16 protein-coding genes and 2 tRNA genes are annotated in these 16,838 nt (G+C 48.9%); 2 read left to right on the top strand and 16 right to left on the bottom strand.

Translation table 11 applies throughout. The features are described from left to right. Positions 1-27: 27 nt before the first annotated feature. Both AC3AP5_RS07800 and AC3AP5_RS07805 read right to left on the bottom strand, forming a co-directional pair. Positions 28-104: transfer RNA gene (locus AC3AP5_RS07800), tRNA-Arg, on the bottom strand. Positions 105-136: 32 nt separating this feature from the next. Beyond that, positions 137-213, bottom strand: a tRNA-Pro gene (locus tag AC3AP5_RS07805). 232 nt (positions 214-445) lie between these two features. On the opposite strand from AC3AP5_RS07805, the gene folD reads away from it, so the two are divergent. Next, positions 446-1,312: a bifunctional methylenetetrahydrofolate dehydrogenase/methenyltetrahydrofolate cyclohydrolase FolD gene (gene folD / locus AC3AP5_RS07810; RefSeq protein WP_286681706.1), complete on the top strand. Its 867-nt coding sequence runs from the start codon at positions 446-448 to the stop codon at positions 1,310-1,312. 9 nt (positions 1,313-1,321) lie between these two features. Here folD and AC3AP5_RS07815 read toward each other — a convergent pair whose 3' ends face one another. The 10 genes from AC3AP5_RS07815 to topA all read right to left on the bottom strand — a co-directional run bounded on the left by AC3AP5_RS07815 (position 1,322) and on the right by topA (position 11,217). Then, positions 1,322-1,978 (bottom strand): TadE family protein, encoded by a 657-nt coding sequence (locus tag AC3AP5_RS07815; protein WP_487326435.1) that lies wholly within the window; start codon positions 1,976-1,978, stop codon positions 1,322-1,324. Continuing rightward, the gene (locus AC3AP5_RS07820) at positions 1,959-2,363 is read right to left on the bottom strand and encodes a hypothetical protein (RefSeq protein WP_290573246.1); all 405 of its coding nucleotides are present in this window, start codon (positions 2,361-2,363) and stop codon (positions 1,959-1,961) included. The genes AC3AP5_RS07815 and AC3AP5_RS07820 overlap by 20 nt, the downstream gene beginning before the upstream one ends. Then, positions 2,363-2,806: a type II secretion system protein gene (locus tag AC3AP5_RS07825; RefSeq protein WP_272977935.1), complete on the bottom strand. Its 444-nt coding sequence runs from the start codon at positions 2,804-2,806 to the stop codon at positions 2,363-2,365. Before AC3AP5_RS07825 ends, AC3AP5_RS07820 begins: the two co-directional genes overlap by 1 nt. Before the next feature lie 22 nt (positions 2,807-2,828). Then, on the bottom strand, positions 2,829-3,848 hold the full coding sequence (locus AC3AP5_RS07830) for a hypothetical protein (RefSeq protein WP_487326436.1): 1,020 nt from the start codon (positions 3,846-3,848) through the stop codon (positions 2,829-2,831). Then, positions 3,845-5,245, bottom strand: coding sequence for an ATPase, T2SS/T4P/T4SS family (locus AC3AP5_RS07835; RefSeq protein ID WP_487326437.1), 1,401 nt, complete (start codon positions 5,243-5,245; stop codon positions 3,845-3,847). The genes AC3AP5_RS07830 and AC3AP5_RS07835 overlap by 4 nt, the downstream gene beginning before the upstream one ends. Continuing rightward, positions 5,245-5,640 (bottom strand): hypothetical protein, encoded by a 396-nt coding sequence (locus tag AC3AP5_RS07840; RefSeq protein WP_487326438.1) that lies wholly within the window; start codon positions 5,638-5,640, stop codon positions 5,245-5,247. Before AC3AP5_RS07840 ends, AC3AP5_RS07835 begins: the two co-directional genes overlap by 1 nt. Continuing rightward, a complete protein-coding gene (locus tag AC3AP5_RS07845; RefSeq protein WP_487326439.1) occupies positions 5,585-6,646 on the bottom strand; it encodes a hypothetical protein in 1,062 nt (353 codons plus the stop codon). Before AC3AP5_RS07845 ends, AC3AP5_RS07840 begins: the two co-directional genes overlap by 56 nt. Then, positions 6,639-8,108, bottom strand: coding sequence for a hypothetical protein (locus tag AC3AP5_RS07850; RefSeq protein ID WP_287830899.1), 1,470 nt, complete (start codon positions 8,106-8,108; stop codon positions 6,639-6,641). Before AC3AP5_RS07850 ends, AC3AP5_RS07845 begins: the two co-directional genes overlap by 8 nt. Then, positions 8,105-8,500 (bottom strand): hypothetical protein, encoded by a 396-nt coding sequence (locus tag AC3AP5_RS07855; protein WP_006955121.1) that lies wholly within the window; start codon positions 8,498-8,500, stop codon positions 8,105-8,107. Before AC3AP5_RS07855 ends, AC3AP5_RS07850 begins: the two co-directional genes overlap by 4 nt. 98 nt (positions 8,501-8,598) lie before the next feature. Continuing rightward, positions 8,599-11,217 carry a type I DNA topoisomerase gene (gene topA / locus AC3AP5_RS07860; RefSeq protein ID WP_487326440.1) on the bottom strand — a complete coding sequence of 873 codons (2,619 nt, stop codon included), beginning with the start codon at positions 11,215-11,217 and terminating at the stop codon, positions 8,599-8,601. 302 nt (positions 11,218-11,519) lie between these two features. Between topA and astB the strand changes: the two genes are divergently transcribed. Beyond that, the gene (gene astB / locus AC3AP5_RS07865; protein WP_487327303.1) at positions 11,520-12,860 is read left to right on the top strand and encodes an N-succinylarginine dihydrolase; all 1,341 of its coding nucleotides are present in this window, start codon (positions 11,520-11,522) and stop codon (positions 12,858-12,860) included. A 58-nt stretch (positions 12,861-12,918) separates the two neighbouring features. On the opposite strand, the gene purF is transcribed toward astB, so the two are convergent. The 4 genes from purF to folC all read right to left on the bottom strand — a co-directional run bounded on the left by purF (position 12,919) and on the right by folC (position 16,826). After that, positions 12,919-14,436: an amidophosphoribosyltransferase gene (gene purF, locus AC3AP5_RS07870; RefSeq protein WP_487326441.1), complete on the bottom strand. Its 1,518-nt coding sequence runs from the start codon at positions 14,434-14,436 to the stop codon at positions 12,919-12,921. A 15-nt stretch (positions 14,437-14,451) separates the two neighbouring features. Further along, a complete protein-coding gene (locus AC3AP5_RS07875) occupies positions 14,452-14,946 on the bottom strand; it encodes a CvpA family protein (protein ID WP_272978104.1) in 495 nt (164 codons plus the stop codon). 74 nt (positions 14,947-15,020) lie between these two features. Further along, a complete protein-coding gene (locus tag AC3AP5_RS07880; protein ID WP_272978105.1) occupies positions 15,021-15,554 on the bottom strand; it encodes an SPOR domain-containing protein in 534 nt (177 codons plus the stop codon). Positions 15,555-15,563: 9 nt separating this feature from the next. Beyond that, entirely contained in the window at positions 15,564-16,826 is a 1,263-nt protein-coding gene (gene folC, locus AC3AP5_RS07885) for a bifunctional tetrahydrofolate synthase/dihydrofolate synthase (RefSeq protein WP_487326442.1), read from the bottom strand. Positions 16,827-16,838: the final 12 nt, after the last annotated feature.

Raw genomic sequence — 16,838 nt, forward strand, 5'->3', positions numbered from 1 at the left:
ACTGTATTGAATCTTCATGGCGCGTTCTGGCGCACCCGGCAGGATTCGAACCTGCGACCGACGGCTTAGAAGGCCGTTGCTCTATCCAGCTGAGCTACGGGCGCAATCGAACATTCCTGCTACCCTAATGTCAAAATGGTCGGCGAGACTGGATTCGAACCAGCGACCCCTTGGACCCAAACCAAGTGCGCTACCAAACTGCGCTACTCGCCGTTTTTGACATCTGGTGGTGACAAGCAATGCTGCCTGACAACGGGGGCGAATATTACCCATAAGTTTCCCGTCCGTCAAACTTTTTTTGGCAAACGGCGGTTGTTTGGCTACTTTTACGCCAAGCTGACCATTATTCCGACAATCAGTGACAATGAACCTAAAATAGCGGTAAACTATGCAGCCATTCAAAGCTTTTTCAATTCCAATTTCATTGACAAGCAAGGGTCCCTATATGCCTGCACAGCTAATTGATGGTAAAGCAATCGCTGCAAACATCAGAGCATCGGTAAAAACACAAATTGACGAACGACTGAGCGCGGGCAAGCGTGCGCCCGGTTTAGCTGTCGTTTTAGTCGGACAAGACCCCGCATCAGAAGTTTATGTGGGTAATAAAAGACGCGCCTGTGAACAAGTCGGTATTCGTTCGTTTGATTATGACATGCCCAGTGATACATCACAGACTGCACTCGAGCAACTAATTGATGAACTCAATGACAACCCCGATGTCGACGGTATTTTGTTACAACTACCCTTGCCTGCTGGCCTTGACGCAACGCCGATTCTCGAACGCATTCACCCGCACAAAGATGTGGATGGCTTTCATCCATACAATGTCGGTCGATTAGCACAACGAATACCCGCTTTGCGTCCGTGTACTCCAAAAGGCATCATCACTTTGCTAGACAGTACACAAATTGATTTACACGGACTCAATGCAGTGGTTGTCGGCGCATCCAATATCGTTGGTCGACCGATGAGCCTTGAACTTTTGTTAGCAGGCGCAACAACCACCGTATGTCATCGCTTCACCAATGACCTAGAAAAACATGTAAGACGTGCCGACATTGTTGTCGTCGCCGTGGGTAAGCCCGAATTTATTCCAGGTGAATGGATCAAAGAAGGCGCAATCGTTATTGATGTAGGCATGAACCGACTGAATGATGGTCGCTTAACAGGTGATGTTGAGTTTGACACGGCTGTACAAAGAGCCGGTTGGATCACACCGGTGCCGGGTGGGGTTGGTCCTATGACCGTCGCTTCATTGATTGAAAATACCTTGCAAGCGTGCGTTGAATACCACGACCACACTGAGGCCTAATTAGACGAATTAACGATAACCGCTGAGCATCCGATGCTCGGCGGTTGCTGTTAACGGCCAAAACGGACTTCCTGTGATTTGTTGTGCTAGCTGACATCGTGAAACCTTTGGAGCCAACGCGGCTAACACTTTGTCGGCGATCGGTATCTTCAATTCAATGCACCAAGTGACCTCAATTTTCAATGTCGTTGCACTAACGTACGCTTCTTCGTTCTCGGCCGACTGTCTTCTCGCCCAGTAGTGATCAACAGGAATTTCCTCGATCCAGTTCTGCGATTCATTATTATAGCGGCGCTCTTTAAATTGATTAACCATGTCCTCTGTGGGTTGGACGATGTCGATCTCTGAAAACTGCAAACCGTGTAATTGCTGCGCAGCAACTGACTTCAATATATTTTGCCAACTTTCTATGTCTTTATCTTTAGGCGTCAAACTCGCCATGGTGGCCGCCAAGGTCACGCGCATCGGCCGCTTTTTGCCATGGTTGATAGCCCCGACCCGCGCAGCATACTGGCTTGCAACAAACAGTGTTTGCTGTGCCCACCAAAGATAAAGTACTTGCGCCAGCAGTAGCGCAAACAGCAGCATGATTGGCAACACCACAACCGCCTCGACAAGGCTCTGCCCGCGCTGATGACACAGCTTATTAGCGTGTTCCGATAACACGGATAACGACCTCGTTACCTTGCTGTTCAAATGGCAAGGAATGACCCAGTAAGAGTGATGGGTCAACGTTCTTTAATTGTGTTCGCATGAGTAATTGTTCGCTGTAAAAGGCATCTGGTAGGAATCGCCATTCAGTAGAAAACGGCCAAGCAGGCACCACGTAACGTCCCTGTCGGGCTAATTGCGCCTCGGTAAGTGCAAAAACACCATAACGTTGGTAGTGGTCACGTTGCGCTTGGATCAGCATGACCAGTTGCTGTTGCCACTGCAGGCGCTTCTGCGCCGTGTCTTGCCAGCGCCAGCCGACTAACGATACTTGCCAAAAACTAGCAAGTATCGCCGCCGCCAGTACGACCTCCCAAAGGCTAAACCCTCGTTGATTCATTAGCCTTGGAAAGTCACGGTAAGGGTGCCTGTTGAAAAGCTACTCGAGAAAGCTTGATCCTGATAATCACGCGCGAGTCTATTCCCCTCCTCCTCCGAGGAGATTCCATCAAGGTTTATCGAGTATCGATTTAGATCTCCGACATCTACAGCAATTGTAATATCACCACCCCATGGGTTTTTACCGATACCATCCGCCCAATCGGCAGGAACCGCACCAATGCTGCTCAACTCGGTCATGCTGATACCGGTAAATTCGCCACTGGCCGGTTTCCACATTTGTGCCCCCGCTTGAAGTGTCGTTATCAGATTCTTCGCTTCCGATACGCGCGCATTTCCAACCGCCCAATCACGCAATACCAAAGTCCCCAATGAGGCTATGGCAATAATGCTCAGCACCGCCAAAACTTCGATAAACGTAAATCCTTGTTCCTTTGAACGCATCCTAATCACTCCTTGAAAAACACTAAATCGATGTCATCACCGCCATCATGGTGCTACCTACAGCACTTAAAAGCATCAGTATCAATGCCGTGATGAGCAAATAGCACAACACAATCCATACCCGTTGCTGATACGCAATACTGCGTTGTATATCAACATAGCTTCGCTGAGCGACACTAACGAGCGCCTCACGTTGCCCATTAAATTGCTGCCGATGGCTAATCCGGAACAGCTGTCTCGGTAACAGTAATCCCGTATCAAGCACAGTAGCTAGGCTCACACGACCTTGTGCTAACCGTTGTTGCATTCGCTTTAAGTGCCAACCTGCGTAAGGCGATGCAACGCGAATTAACACAGCAAAAATAGTATCGAGTGCAACGTGATGATGCATGAGAACAGCGACCAGTCGTGTCAGCCATAACGCATTAATGGCTCGGAATTGAGCAAATAGACCATAGCGTTCAGCCTGCAGACGCTGACGCCCTACCCAGTTGTGTGCCAACCAGCGCCATGCCATGACTAAGCATGTCAATAAGCCAAGTAGCCACCACCAACCGCTGGCAATGATGTTGCCAATATTGATGACCCATTCCACGACGGCTTCTGAAGAGCGCGATTGACTATAACTGAGCAATCGCGGTAAATAATGTGTTGCGGCATAGGCATAAGCCAAAAGAACAGTAAATAAGACCGAAATAGGATAGGCTAATTGTCGATAAAACGCCCAACGTAACCGCTGTAGTTCGACGACAATGTCACGATAGTCATTCAATAGTGGTGTCAAACAGTTGTATTGCTGGCCGATAATAAAGAGCTCTAATAAATCTGGCTTGAGCTCCCCCTTTAACGCGTGCCCAATGGTTTGACCTCGCCGTAAGCCCGCCTGCAATCGTTCCGCTAATTTCTGCTCCGCACGTAGTTTAAAGTAGGCCGCTTGTGTGCGCATCGCCTCAGCCGCTTCTTGCGGTCCACTGCCATCCTCTAACCAGATGCAGTAGTCCTCAACCCACTGCCACTGCCGCTGTCGTCCAATTTTATTCATTTCGCGAGCGGCCCTTCTACCGAGTAATGGTATTCGCGAGGCGTCTCACCCAGTATCTGAGCTGCACCTCGTTCGGCTAAGCCGCGCCAGCCGCAACGCGTAAGGTGCTCTCGCCAGCCCGCATAATCGTGACTGAGAGCAAATTGACGCGCGACTTGATCAAGCACTAAATATTCAGCGACGAGTGTTGCGGTGCCATCGCGATACAGTAGACGCTGTGCGATGAGCCCTCGCAACACGCCCGGCGTTAACAATTGCTCCATTGCTACCCCCAAATCGCGCAGACGTTCCAACGCAGCCAAAGTGTCAGTTGAGTGCAATGTAGCGGTCACCAAGTGACCAGTTAACGCAGCCGTTATAGCCGCAGCGGCGGTTGACCCATCGCGAATTTCACTCACAGAAATCACGTCTGGATCCTCTCGTAATGCCGTCTTGATGGCTGTCGCAAAACCTTCCTGATGGCGCGTTGAGTCGATCCAACGTTGCTCAACATGGGGTTGTTTCAGTTCAACCGGATCTTCAAACGAAATTATTTTCGCCGACTCACTAAAACGTTGATGAATAGCCGCCAAGGTCGTCGTTTTACCATGCCCCGTTGGACCGACGACGAGCAGCAGACCACTGCGTTGTGCCAACATACAGTCGACACCTTTGATGATATCAGGCTCAAACCCGAGAGACTCAAGCGTGAGACTGGGCGCCATTGTAGTTGCCAGTAATCGTAAGGTGACCGCAAAGCCGTCGCTTAAAGGCGACTTTTGCAAACGTACTTTTATCTCAGATAGATGGTTGCCGTCTTGTCTGAGCGGCACTAACAGGCTCGCACTATCAGTGCTTTGTTCATTGAACACTTGATTGTAGTCATCACTGCGCGTATTCAACGCCGCGGCAATGGCTTCGGTCATTGCCTCACGATTACGCTGATGATGGTCCACTAAAACTCCTTTGACTCGATAACAGGTTCGACAGAAATGTTTACTGAATCGCAAGTGGATATCTGAAGCTCCCTTTGCCAACCCCTCGGCGACGAGGTCGGACAGCAGTTGCTGGGCATGTGTTTGGTCCGTTGTCTCTGTTGGTTGTTCTTGCGGCGGCCGCCCCGTGCGATAAGTCAGTAACGCTGCTCGTATCACGCGAGCATCGGCAAGGGCTAATTGCACCGGTTGCTGCGTGTAATCCCGTAATAGCTTTTCCAGATTCTCTCGTTCCAGTCTTGCTTCCTCAAACACTCGTGCCGAGCAGACTAACAACCCCGACTCTGTTGCTAGCATGGCTTTATCGTCGCAACCCTCGTCGTGCCACTGGTTTAAAAGCATTTCACAATATTGAAAGATAACGGGATGAATCGTACAGCCGTAAAGTGCCTTTGCATCTAAGTGCGGCATCGCATCTAACATTAAAAACAACTCCCTTGTTTTGCCCAGAACCACTCACCATCGGCATCGCGCAAGCGCCACTCAGACTGAGCAATACGAATACAGTTTTTAGGCGGACGAGGCGCTGCAACGGAGGTCGGTCGTAGCAGTTTTTGCTGCTGCGCAATCTCGACTTGCTTCTTCAACCAGTTCAGTTGTAATTCAGCAAAGGCTAAGTCTCGCTTCTTCTGTTCCATCGCCACTTGCCATGCCTGGTAGGCTTTTAATTCGGTTTTTAATTGTTCGCTCAATGCCAAGGGATCGGTCGTTTGACTCACGACTTGCTGAGCAGTCAGCGGCATTGATAACGGTAGGCAAAAGCTAAATAAGCTCAGCCATTTGGGAGTCCAGCGTCCATTGCACAGACCAATAGCCATGTTGGTACCTCATTGATAATGAAGAAAGAACGAATTGCGGATGGCTGACAAGCCAATCGGCTAATCGTTGCAAGTGTCGATACGACATCATGGAATAGGCTAGGCGCCATTGTGTCGCACTCAACTGAGTCACTTGCGCATCATAAAAAGTAGTTTGATATGCCGCCCACAGTGCGTCAGCGGCGCCTCCAGTGGGAGCAGTTCCTTCACGCTTCTTGCTAGGGAGTATACGCGTTTCAACCTGTGTTTTACTTTGCTGAGAGCCGGTTAATTGGTCGGGTAATTGCCACGATAAACGCAGTGTAGTGCCACTCAAATCAATCTGAACCAACTGCTGCTTTGCAGCAAAAGGATGACTCATGAGGGACGCTATTTCTGCGATCGCACTGACACTATCTAACTGAAAAGATGCCCTTTCTTCCGTCTCGATTGCCTCAGTGGTGGTGTGATTCAGCACGTAGTACATGCCACCAAGCAGGATGAGCAATAAGCCCAGACTTCCAACCCCTATCTTGATCGCAGTTTCTGAACGTCGTGTCAGTTGCTCGCCGGGGAGCAATTGTAAAAACGTATCCGACCGATACATATCACTACGCTTATCGCCGATCCAAGCCTCGGGCGCAGGCTGTTGAGAGTACCAGCACCAAACCGAGGGGGACGTTAAATCCTTGTGCTGTTCTCTCCATTCAACGACACGTCTCATCAAACCAGCGACGTCTCCTTGTTCAATCGCAACCAAGCGACCGCTTTGCCAAACAACCAGACGAGCAGGCTGAGTATCGGCAATAATCCATCCACAGGATGCGGTTTGTTGCCAGTCAGCACGAAGGCAGAATAAGGGATCGGCGCCCGGTTGTTGACTCATACTTAACCACCACTGCTGCATGAAAAATGCTATCCCGCAAAAGGGATAATTCCATTGCGCAATGATGCCGAGAAGCTGCTTCCTTGATGGCTTCTTGACACCCAGTCTTAATCGAAAGCTATGAGTAACCCACTCACTCATTGTTCACCCCGACAATTCGCGGCGTGATGAGTAAAAGCGTCTCGCTGTTTTCCCGCGATTTTTGCTGTCCGCCCCCCAGTAACCAACTCACCCCTGAACGCGTCCGTCCCGCTTGGACAGTTTGATTACGAAACCCAGTCAAAAGAAGTGTTTCTTCGTGACCCACAAGCGCCTTTAGAAAAAAGTGTTTGCGAGATGTGTGCGGTGTTTGAATCATATTATCGCCTGACTGAACGACGTTCATCCCCTGCAACGCGCTCATTTGCGAAGATAGATGCAAAAGTACATCGCGTTTTAAAATGTTGGGTAATACAAACATTCTAAAACCTGTTGTCAATTTGCCGGGCTTGAGGCGCTGTTGCTGTCCCACATAAGGTGTCGTGCTGACTTCTGATTCAGCCAAGTAAGCTTGCTCTTCCTCGACCAATAACTGCGCCACTTGATGATTTAATGTCAAAATACGCGGATGATGACTGACTTTGACCTGTCCTTGCTCTTGTAACGCTTGCACTAAAATGTCGATGGAATTTCGCGGTCCACTCAACGGGCTTAGAATAAAACGTCCTGCGGCTTGCTGTAACCAATTATCAGAACCACTTTGCGACGTTAACCAAGGCGTGCCTTGACTTGTACGTCGTACACTCGACCAATCCACGGTAAACTGCTCCGAGTCATCGAATCGAACCTCGATCACTTGTACATCGAGTGCTACCTGACGAGTCAGACTCTTGTTCAACTGGTTAATATAGCGATCGACCTGCTTAATCACGCTGGGCGTATCTTTCACAAGTAACGCGCTCGCATTGGCGTTAAGCGCCACATGTCCTTGGTCCGACAGCATGAGTGTTATCGCTTGCTCTAATTCCTTCCACGCCAATGACTGACTTGAGCTGAACCCCAATTGTCCAGCCTGATCGCCGTCTGCTTGTTGGGCGGCCTGTTCATTCAAGGAAAACTGGGTCGTGCCCGCAAGAAAAGCTAAGTCATAACGCTTCACTTGGTAACGTTTCAAATGAACCGCATAGGGCTCGTATTCAACAAATAATTGTTGCCCATTGCTAAGCCAAGCAAGCCACTCACCCACAGTGCCGGAAAATTCACTTGAAATAAGTCGTTGCGCATCGACCTCTGGGTCAACTAAAACAGTGACATTTAACGGCGTAAATACGGTCTGAAGCGCTTGCATTAGCGGTACTTTTAGTAGCTGTGTCTGCAAGGGTTGGCTATACCAAATAGGCTTATCAACCGTGCTTTTAGCAAGCTCTGGCACATAAAACTGCTCACTCTCGATCACCGTATGCGGAGTTTGAGGCGTGAGTTGGTAATCATATTGAGAGGCTAAGTGCTGATGCTGTTGCTCACTGAGTGCATCCGCCTTGGCGATAAGCGCAGCAGGGTCATAGCTACAGGCTACGCAGGTCAAACAAACACCCCATGCCAATATCACTCGAGCACAAATCACAGTGGTGATTCCTGATAACGGACCACAGCGCCTTGATTAGCATACAAAACCAGTTGTAGACCAAAGGGCTTAAGTAAGCGGGTAAAAAAAGCCTGCCAAGAATCGGCTTCGAGCAAGTAGTCTGTCGGCCATTGATGGTGATGGGACGCCTGCCAATCGACCACTTTAATCGCCAAGTGTTGTTTGAGTAAGCGAATGACTTGTGGTTCGAGTAATCCTGCGCGCACCATCGCTGAGACACCGCGGTTTTGCGATTGCCAATGTAAAGAGGGCTCTACTTGAGCCGGTCCTAGATCGAGTGATAAGCAATCTTGCGCCGAACTAAGGGGAATGATACCCACCGTTAACGTGACAACCAACGCTTGATATAAACATAATTTTTGCAGGGTCATGACCTTTACTCAGCTAAGTTAAATCATTAACTCAAACTTTATAAAGCGCATAAAAAAGGGGCGATACACCATCGCCCCTTTATTGAGTAAGTCATGGATTATTTCTTATCAATAACCCATTTACCGCCCTTGTAATGAGCCTTCCAACCGGTCTGCTTTTTATTGACCTCGGTCACTACATATTGCTCTTTGTTTTTTCGCGAGAAGCGGACGATAGCCTCGTTACCATCGTCATCTTCCTGTGGCGCTTCAGCAAGATACTTAAACTTGTCAGGCAAACGGTCTTTAAACCGCGCAAGCTCTTTTACCTTAACCGCTCGTGTCTCACGCGACTTAGGAAAGGTGTTTGCCGATAAGAAAATCCCCGACGCTCCATCACGTAACACAAAGTAAGCATCAGAATCTTCGCAAGGAAGCTCCGGCAATGGTACAGGATCCTCTTTTGGTGGCGCGGGTTCTCCGTTGCGCAACAACTTACGCGTATTCTTACACTCGTCGTTTGTGCAATCAAAATACTTACCAAAACGCCCCGTCTTGAGCTGCATCTCCGAACCGCATTTATCACACTCAATGGTCGGTCCGTCATAACCTTTTATACGAAACTCACCCTTTTCAATGACATAACCGTCACAGGTCGGGTTATTACCGCACACATGGAGTTTACGCTTCTCATCAATGAGGTAGCTATCCATTGCAGTGCCGCATTTAGGACAACGTTTCTTAGCACGTAACGCCTCTGTCTCGCGTTCATCCTCATCGGTCACCTTAACCGCTTCTTCGCCTGGCGTTAAGTTAAGCGTTTGGGTACATCGCTCTTTAGGTGGCAAATTATAGCCTGAACAACCTAGGAATACGCCCGTTGATGCCGTACGAATACCCATCTCACGTCCACACTTGGGACACTCGATGTCGGTCATAACCATTTGGTTGCCGCGCATTCCGCCTTCATTTGGGTCGCGCTCGGCTTGTTCTAGATTTGCTTTAAAGTCCTCGTAAAACTTATCGAGCGTTTCTTTCCAATTACGCTTGCCAGCGGCGATATCATCGAGCGCCTGCTCCATCTCCGCGGTAAAGTTATAATTCATTAACTCGGTAAAGTTCTCAATGAGTCGATCATTAACGATTTCACCCATTTTTTCGGCGAAAAAGCGGCGATTCTCCACTTTAACGTAGCCGCGGTCCTGAATCGTTGAGATGATCGACGCGTATGTCGAAGGACGGCCGATACCGCGCTTTTCTAATTCTTTGACCAAGGACGCCTCGCTATATCGCGCCGGCGGCTTGGTGAAATGCTGTTGCGGCTCCAACTGTTGCAACGCTAATATTTCGCCCTTGCCAATATCAGGCAGACTCATGTCACCGTCTTTCTTCGACGATGACGGTGGCAGTACTTTGGTCCAACCCGCAAAACGCATCACGCGACCGCGCGCTTTGAGTTCGAAGTCTCCCGCCTGTGCAGTTAGCGTTGTGCTATCGTATTTTGCTGGCACCATTTGGCAAGCAACGAACTGACGCCAAATCAATTCATACAGCCGTTGCGCATCACGATCCATGCTTCCCAGTTTATCAGCCTTGACTTTCACGTCCGAAGGACGGATCGCTTCGTGGGCTTCTTGTGCGCCCTCTTTGGAACCGTAGCGATTCGGTTGTTTGGGCAGATAATTCGCTCCAAAGCTCTGCTCAATGTAATCACGACACGCGCTGACTGCATCAGCACTCAAATTGGTTGAGTCAGTACGCATGTAGGTAATGTGACCCGCTTCATACAAGCGCTGTGCTAGAGTCATGGTTTTCTTCACACCAAAACCTAAACGCGTACTGGCTGACTGCTGCAGCGTCGACGTGATAAACGGCGCCGATGGCTTGCTCGACGTTGGCTTGTCTTCACGAGAAATAATTTCATAGTCGGCATCTTTTAACTGTGCCAATGCCGCATCGGTCTGTTCTTTGTTCGCCGGCCTGAAGTTTTCACCGGCTTGCTTCACAACCTGCATACGCAAGTCATCTTTGGCTTGTGTCGCTAAATCAGCGTGTACGTCCCAGTACTCTTCCGGAACAAACGCTTTAATCTCTCGTTCGCGTTCGACTACCAAGCGGACAGCGACCGACTGCACACGACCGGCGGATAGCCCGCGAGCAATTTTCTTCCATAACAGAGGCGATACCATGAAGCCCACAACACGGTCTAAGAATCGACGCGTTTGTTGTGCGTTAACGCGATCCAAATTGAGCTGGGCTGGATGCGAGAAAGCATCTTGGATCGCATTTTTGGTGATTTCGTTAAAGACCACCCGTTGATAACGGTCGTTGTCCCCCCCCATCAGTTCGCGTAAATGCCACGCGATAGCTTCCCCCTCGCGGTCCAAATCCGTCGCGAGGATAACTTTATCTGACTTTTTCGCCAGTTGGGTAAGTTCCTTGACTACTTTTTCCTTACCGGGTAATACCTCGTAGTGCGCATCCCAGTCATGCTCAGGGTCGATTCCCATCCGCGCTACCAAACGTTTAAAATCACGTTGCTGTTGGTAAGCCGCCTTATCCTCCGGCGACATTTTGCGGACTTCGGCCGCCGATTTACTGGGTACCTTTTCTACCGCCTTGGTAGGAAGGTCGCGCACGTGCCCTACACTGGACTTCACGATAAAATCGTTACCCAGGTATTTATTAATTGTTTTGGCTTTTGCCGGGGACTCGACAATAACGAGCGATTTCGCCATAGAGTTTAGCTTCTCTTTTCTTTAACTGTCAGACGATATAGGTTCATAACCACAAAAATACAAGTGGCAACCCGATGATTCTGCCTTTTTTAAGATATATCGGTTATTTTCTTAAGAAACAACCATAACCTGTGTATTTGATAAAAATTCGCACAATTTAGATAAACAGTCAGACTCGGCGAATTTTCGGTAAGCCCACGAAAATAAAGGCTTACAAGCCGTTATTAACAACGTATAATAATTCTAATTCGATCATATCAGGCTAAACAGTAGCCCCCCGAAAGGAGCGCGAATACGTGACTATGCAACACTTTGAAGTGAATTATGACGGCCTTGTCGGTCCGACTCACAATTACGCTGGTTTGTCATTCGGCAACGTGGCCTCGTTAGCCAACGCAAAGGCTACCTCTAGCCCTAAAAGCGCCGCCCTACAAGGGTTAATGAAGATGAAAGCGCTGCACGACATGGGCATGAAGCAAGGCGTTTTGGCGCCACAAGAACGTCCAGATATTTATGCGTTGCGACGCCTCGGCTTCACCGGCACCGATGGCGAAGTATTATATAAAGCGGCAACCGAAGCGCCAGCTATTTTCCAAGCCGTGTGCTCAGCATCAAGCATGTGGACCGCCAACGCGGCGACTGTATCACCCAGCGCCGATACGGCAAATGGCAAAGTGCATTTTACACCGGCTAACTTAACGAATAAGTTTCACCGCTCACTCGAGCCTGTGACCAGTGGCAATATTCTTAAAGCCATGTTTGCGCATGAACGTTATTTCGAGCACCACACTCACCTGCCTGATAACGAGCACTTTGGCGATGAAGGCGCAGCAAACCACACGCGTTTATGTGAACAATACGGTCATGCCGGTGTTGAGATCTTTACTTACGGCCGTTGTGCATTTGATAGTACACAACCTGCACCGCGGAAGTTCCCTGCACGACAAACTTTGGAAGCATCTCAAGCCATCGCTCGCTTGCATGGTCTTACTGACGATAACACCGTTTATCTGCAGCAAAACCCCGATGTTATCGACCAAGGCGTGTTTCATAACGACGTTATTGCAGTAGGTAATCAAAACGTATTGTTCTACCACGAACAGGCATTCCGTGATACCGAACAGAAATTCGCTGAAATTCAACAAAAGTTTGGTGATACCCCAGTGCACTTTATCGAAGTTAAAACCGATGAGGTGAGCGTACAGGACGCGGTATCAACCTATTTGTTTAATACCCAGCTAATTACTCCACCAGATGGCATCATGACTCTCATTGCACCGACTGAGTGTGAAGAGAACCCTCGTGTAAAAGCCTATCTTGAGTCATTGGTGCAGCGCGATAATCCTATCAAGCGCGTTGAGTTCTTTGACGTTAAACAAAGTATGCGAAATGGCGGCGGTCCCGCGTGTTTGCGTTTACGCGTAGCGCTTAACGACGAAGAGCTTAAAGCCGCTAACCCTAACTGTTTGATGAGCGATGACTTGTATCAACGCTTAACTCAGTGGGTTGATAAACACTATCGCGACGAGCTTGCCGTTAACGACCTACGTGACCCTGCGCTACTCGAAGAATCGCGTTCAGCGCTTGATGAATTAACGCAAATTTTGAAGCTCGGTTCAGTTTATCCTTTCCAGCAGGACTAAGTTCAAAAAAGTATAAAAAAGGGGCGCTTTAAGCGCCCCTTGTCATTTGATAACGACATTAATCATTGTCGTTATGCAGTTCTAAATTAGCATCTTCGCCGCCATCGCGTTGCGCTTTTGCCATATCATTGCGCGCGGCATCAAGTTCGTCGAGATAATCCTGATTAATATCCCCAGTAATATACTCACCACTAAATACTGACGTTTCAAAGCGCTGAACATTCGGATTCTCTTCACCGACCGCGCCTACAAGATCGTCTAAATCTTGATAAATGAGTCCATCGGCGCCAATCATGTCGCATATTTCGCTACTTTCGCGACCATGACCAATGAGCTCGTTGGCACTTGGCATATCGATACCATAAACGTTAGGGAAACGAATTTCAGGTGCAGCCGAAGCAAAATAGACTCGCTTAGCCCCTGCTTCTCGTGCCATTTCAATAATCTGCTCAGAGGTCGTTCCGCGAACTATCGAGTCATCGACCAATAACACGTTCTTGCCTTTGAATTCCGCGCTAATGGCGTTCAACTTACGGCGCACTGACTTACGGCGCTGCGTTTGTCCCGGCATGATAAAGGTACGGCCAATATAGCGGTTTTTAACAAAGCCTTGGCGATACGGAAGATCCAGCACGCTCGCAATTTCAAGTGCGATATCACAACTCGTCTCGGGGATTGGAATGACCACATCGATATCCAAGTCGGCATAATCGCGCTTGAGCTTCTCACCCAACTTACGCCCCATGTTGACGCGTGATGCATACACGGAAATACCATCAATAAACGAGTCAGGCCGTGCAAAATAGACATACTCAAAAATACAAGGACAGTGCTTCGGCTTGTCTGCACATTGACGCGAAAACAGTTGCCCATCGTTGGTGATATAAATCGCCTCACCTGGCTCTACGTCGCGCACGTACTTAAAACCCGTACCATCGATCGCCACGCTTTCCGAAGCAACAATATATTCATCACCTTCAGCCGTCTCACGCTTTCCGAGCGCAAGCGGACGGATGCCCCACGGGTCACGGAATGCAACCAAACCATGACCAAGAATCATTGACACCACAGCATAAGCACCGCGTACCTTACGATGCACCGCTGTGATGGTTCTAAACACATCATCAGCGTTAAGTTCTAAACTGTCATTTTTGTCCAGTTCATTAGCGAAAACGTTCAGTAATATTTCCGAATCGGAGGTGGTATTAATATGACGACGCGCGGTTTTGAACAGGTGTGCATGAACATCGGCTGCGTTCGTTAGATTCCCGTTGTGCGCCATCGCAATGCCAAACGGCGAATTGACATAAAATGGCTGAGCCTCAGCTGAACTTGAACTGCCCGCCGTAGGATAGCGTACGTGACCAATACCGACGTTTCCGGCAAGGCGATGCATATGACGCGTATGAAATACATCACGCACCAAGCCATTGGCTTTGCGTAAGCGCAACGTATTGTACTCATCCACCGTCATGATGCCGGCAGCATCCTGTCCACGATGTTGGAGCATGGTTAAGCCGTCATACAGCGCTTGATTAACCGGCTGTTTGCCGACGATACCAACAATACCACACATAACTTTACGACCCTCTTAAACTGATTGCGGGACTAAAAAACTTGAACTGCTTTCTAGATATTCAAAAAACCACTGAATAAATACACCGAAATGCGGTATCAATACTGACTCCCGCCACCACTCGCTGTTTGACAGGGTGGTAAACGAGTCCATAAAGAACAGCAAAGCGCTCACGATAAGCACACCACGCAGCGCACCAAACACTAATCCAAGTACACGGTCGGTCCCGGAGAGGCCCGTGTGCTGAACAAGTTTCGAGAGGATATAGTTGAGAATGGCGCCGATAATCAACGTGGCAACAAACAACGCAGCGATAGCAGCCGCATTTCGGACAAGCGGATCTTGGATTTCAGTAAAATATACGGCTAGATCTTTGTAGAACTGACTCGAGATAACAAAAGCGGCTACCCATATTACGAGTGAGACCGCTTCTTTGACGAAGCCTCGAATCAAACTCACCAAGGTAGAAATGGTGATGATGATAATGATTGCGTAATCTATCCAGAGCATAAGCACTCAGTCGCACTGAAAAAGTGAGCAGATTTTAACAGAATCCAATTAAAAATGCGGCTTTTTTTATTTCTTTACGGTTTATAGTTTAATACTTTGCCCTGCAGCCCCGTGAGCTCTTTGAGCGCCGCTAACTGTTGTTCTAATGCGTGTTTTGAAGTATCCGGACCGACCATTAACTTGGTTAGCTGTCCTTGGCTTCCACCTGACTCAATAAATACCGCAAAACCTTTCTCTTGCAGTTGCTTTTGCAAAGCCAACACACTGTCACGATTGCTAAAGGCACCCAATTGAATAACGAAAGCCTCGCCCGTCACGGTCACCGACTTCATTTCCCGCTCCGGTGCTTGCACTTGCTTTTGTGCATCCATCGTAGGTGCTTCATCGGCGGTGACCTCATCACTTTGCTCGGCAGCGACTTCCACCGGGGCTGGCTCAAACTCGGTCGGTGCCTGCAGCGAAGCACTCTGTTCGGGTTTCAGGGGGATCGTTTCGAAGTCTTCAACCGCTTCCGTTTTTTTACCATCCAGAACATCCGGTAAGATGATAACCGCGAGTGCAACCAGTATAAGGGAGCCAACAATTCTGTTTTGCAACCGACTTGCCACATTGAACTCCTATTCGTTACCCGAATTAATTTGTGCGTAAATGTGACCTACAGTGTAAAACGAGCCAAACGCGAACACCAGAGCGTTTTTTTGTTGTGCCCGCTCTACAGCAAAATCAAAAGCAGCTTCGACACTATCAAAACAACTGGCCTGTGCACTATTGAGCGCTTCACAAGCAGCCAGTTGTTCAGCTGTATTACCGCGCGGTTCATGTAAGGTGCCTAGCGCCCATTCAGTAATGTGGGGGCTTAATGCTTCAAACACGGCGTTGGCATCTTTATCTTTCAGCATACCCACTACCGCGATAATTTCTTGATGTGGCATGCGCTTTAGTTGCTGGGCAACATACTGTGCCGCATGACCGTTATGCGCGACATCTAGTAATACCTCCACCTGCTGGTGGTGCAGTCGCTGCATACGCCCCATCAATGATGCCTTTACCAACCCTGCTTTTATGGCAACTTCGCTGACCGCCAATGGGAGGCATTCAAGCGCCGCTAATGTGGTCACAGCATTCACTAATGGAAGCTGAGGCGACGGTAAATTAAACAAGTTAACGTTAAGCCCGTAATAATGCCAATAGTCGTCATACCGTTTACTTGAAAAGTCACGTCCCACTTGTTTGAGATCGGCACCGATTGATGAAGCCTGGGCAGCAATACTCTTCGGTGGGTAGCTGTCGCCGCAGATGAGCGGACGGTTTCGACGCGCAATCCCAGCCTTTTCAAAGCCTATTTTTTCACGGTTATCACCAAGAAATTGAACATGATCAATACCAATACTGGTGACTATTGCGACATCAGGATCAACCACATTCACAGCATCCAACCGACCACCTAAACCGACCTCCAAAATAGCGACATCGAGTTCAGCGCGTTGCATTAACCACAATGCAGCGAGCGTTCCCATTTCAAAATAGGTTAATGAGGTGTCTTGACGCGCGTCGTTGATAGCTGCAAAGGCCGCAGAATGCTCGGCTTCAGATAACAGGGCACCGTTGATTTGTACGCGCTCTCGGTAATCCACTAAATGCGGTGATGTATACACACCGACTTTGTAGCCCGCTTGTTGAAGTATTGACGACAACATCGCCACGGTGCTGCCTTTGCCGTTAGTACCCGCGACAGTAATAGTGAAACGAGCGGGCTGAGTAATTGCAGCGCGCTCTCGCACTTGATGCGAGCGTTCTAACCCAAGGTCAATTTCTGTAGGATGGATTCGTTCAAGGTAAGTCAGCCAATCCGACAGCGAGCTAGTCGCTGTCGGCGTCATTATTTGCTCGTT

The sequence above is a fragment of the Idiomarina sp. D18 genome, from assembly GCF_057748155.1.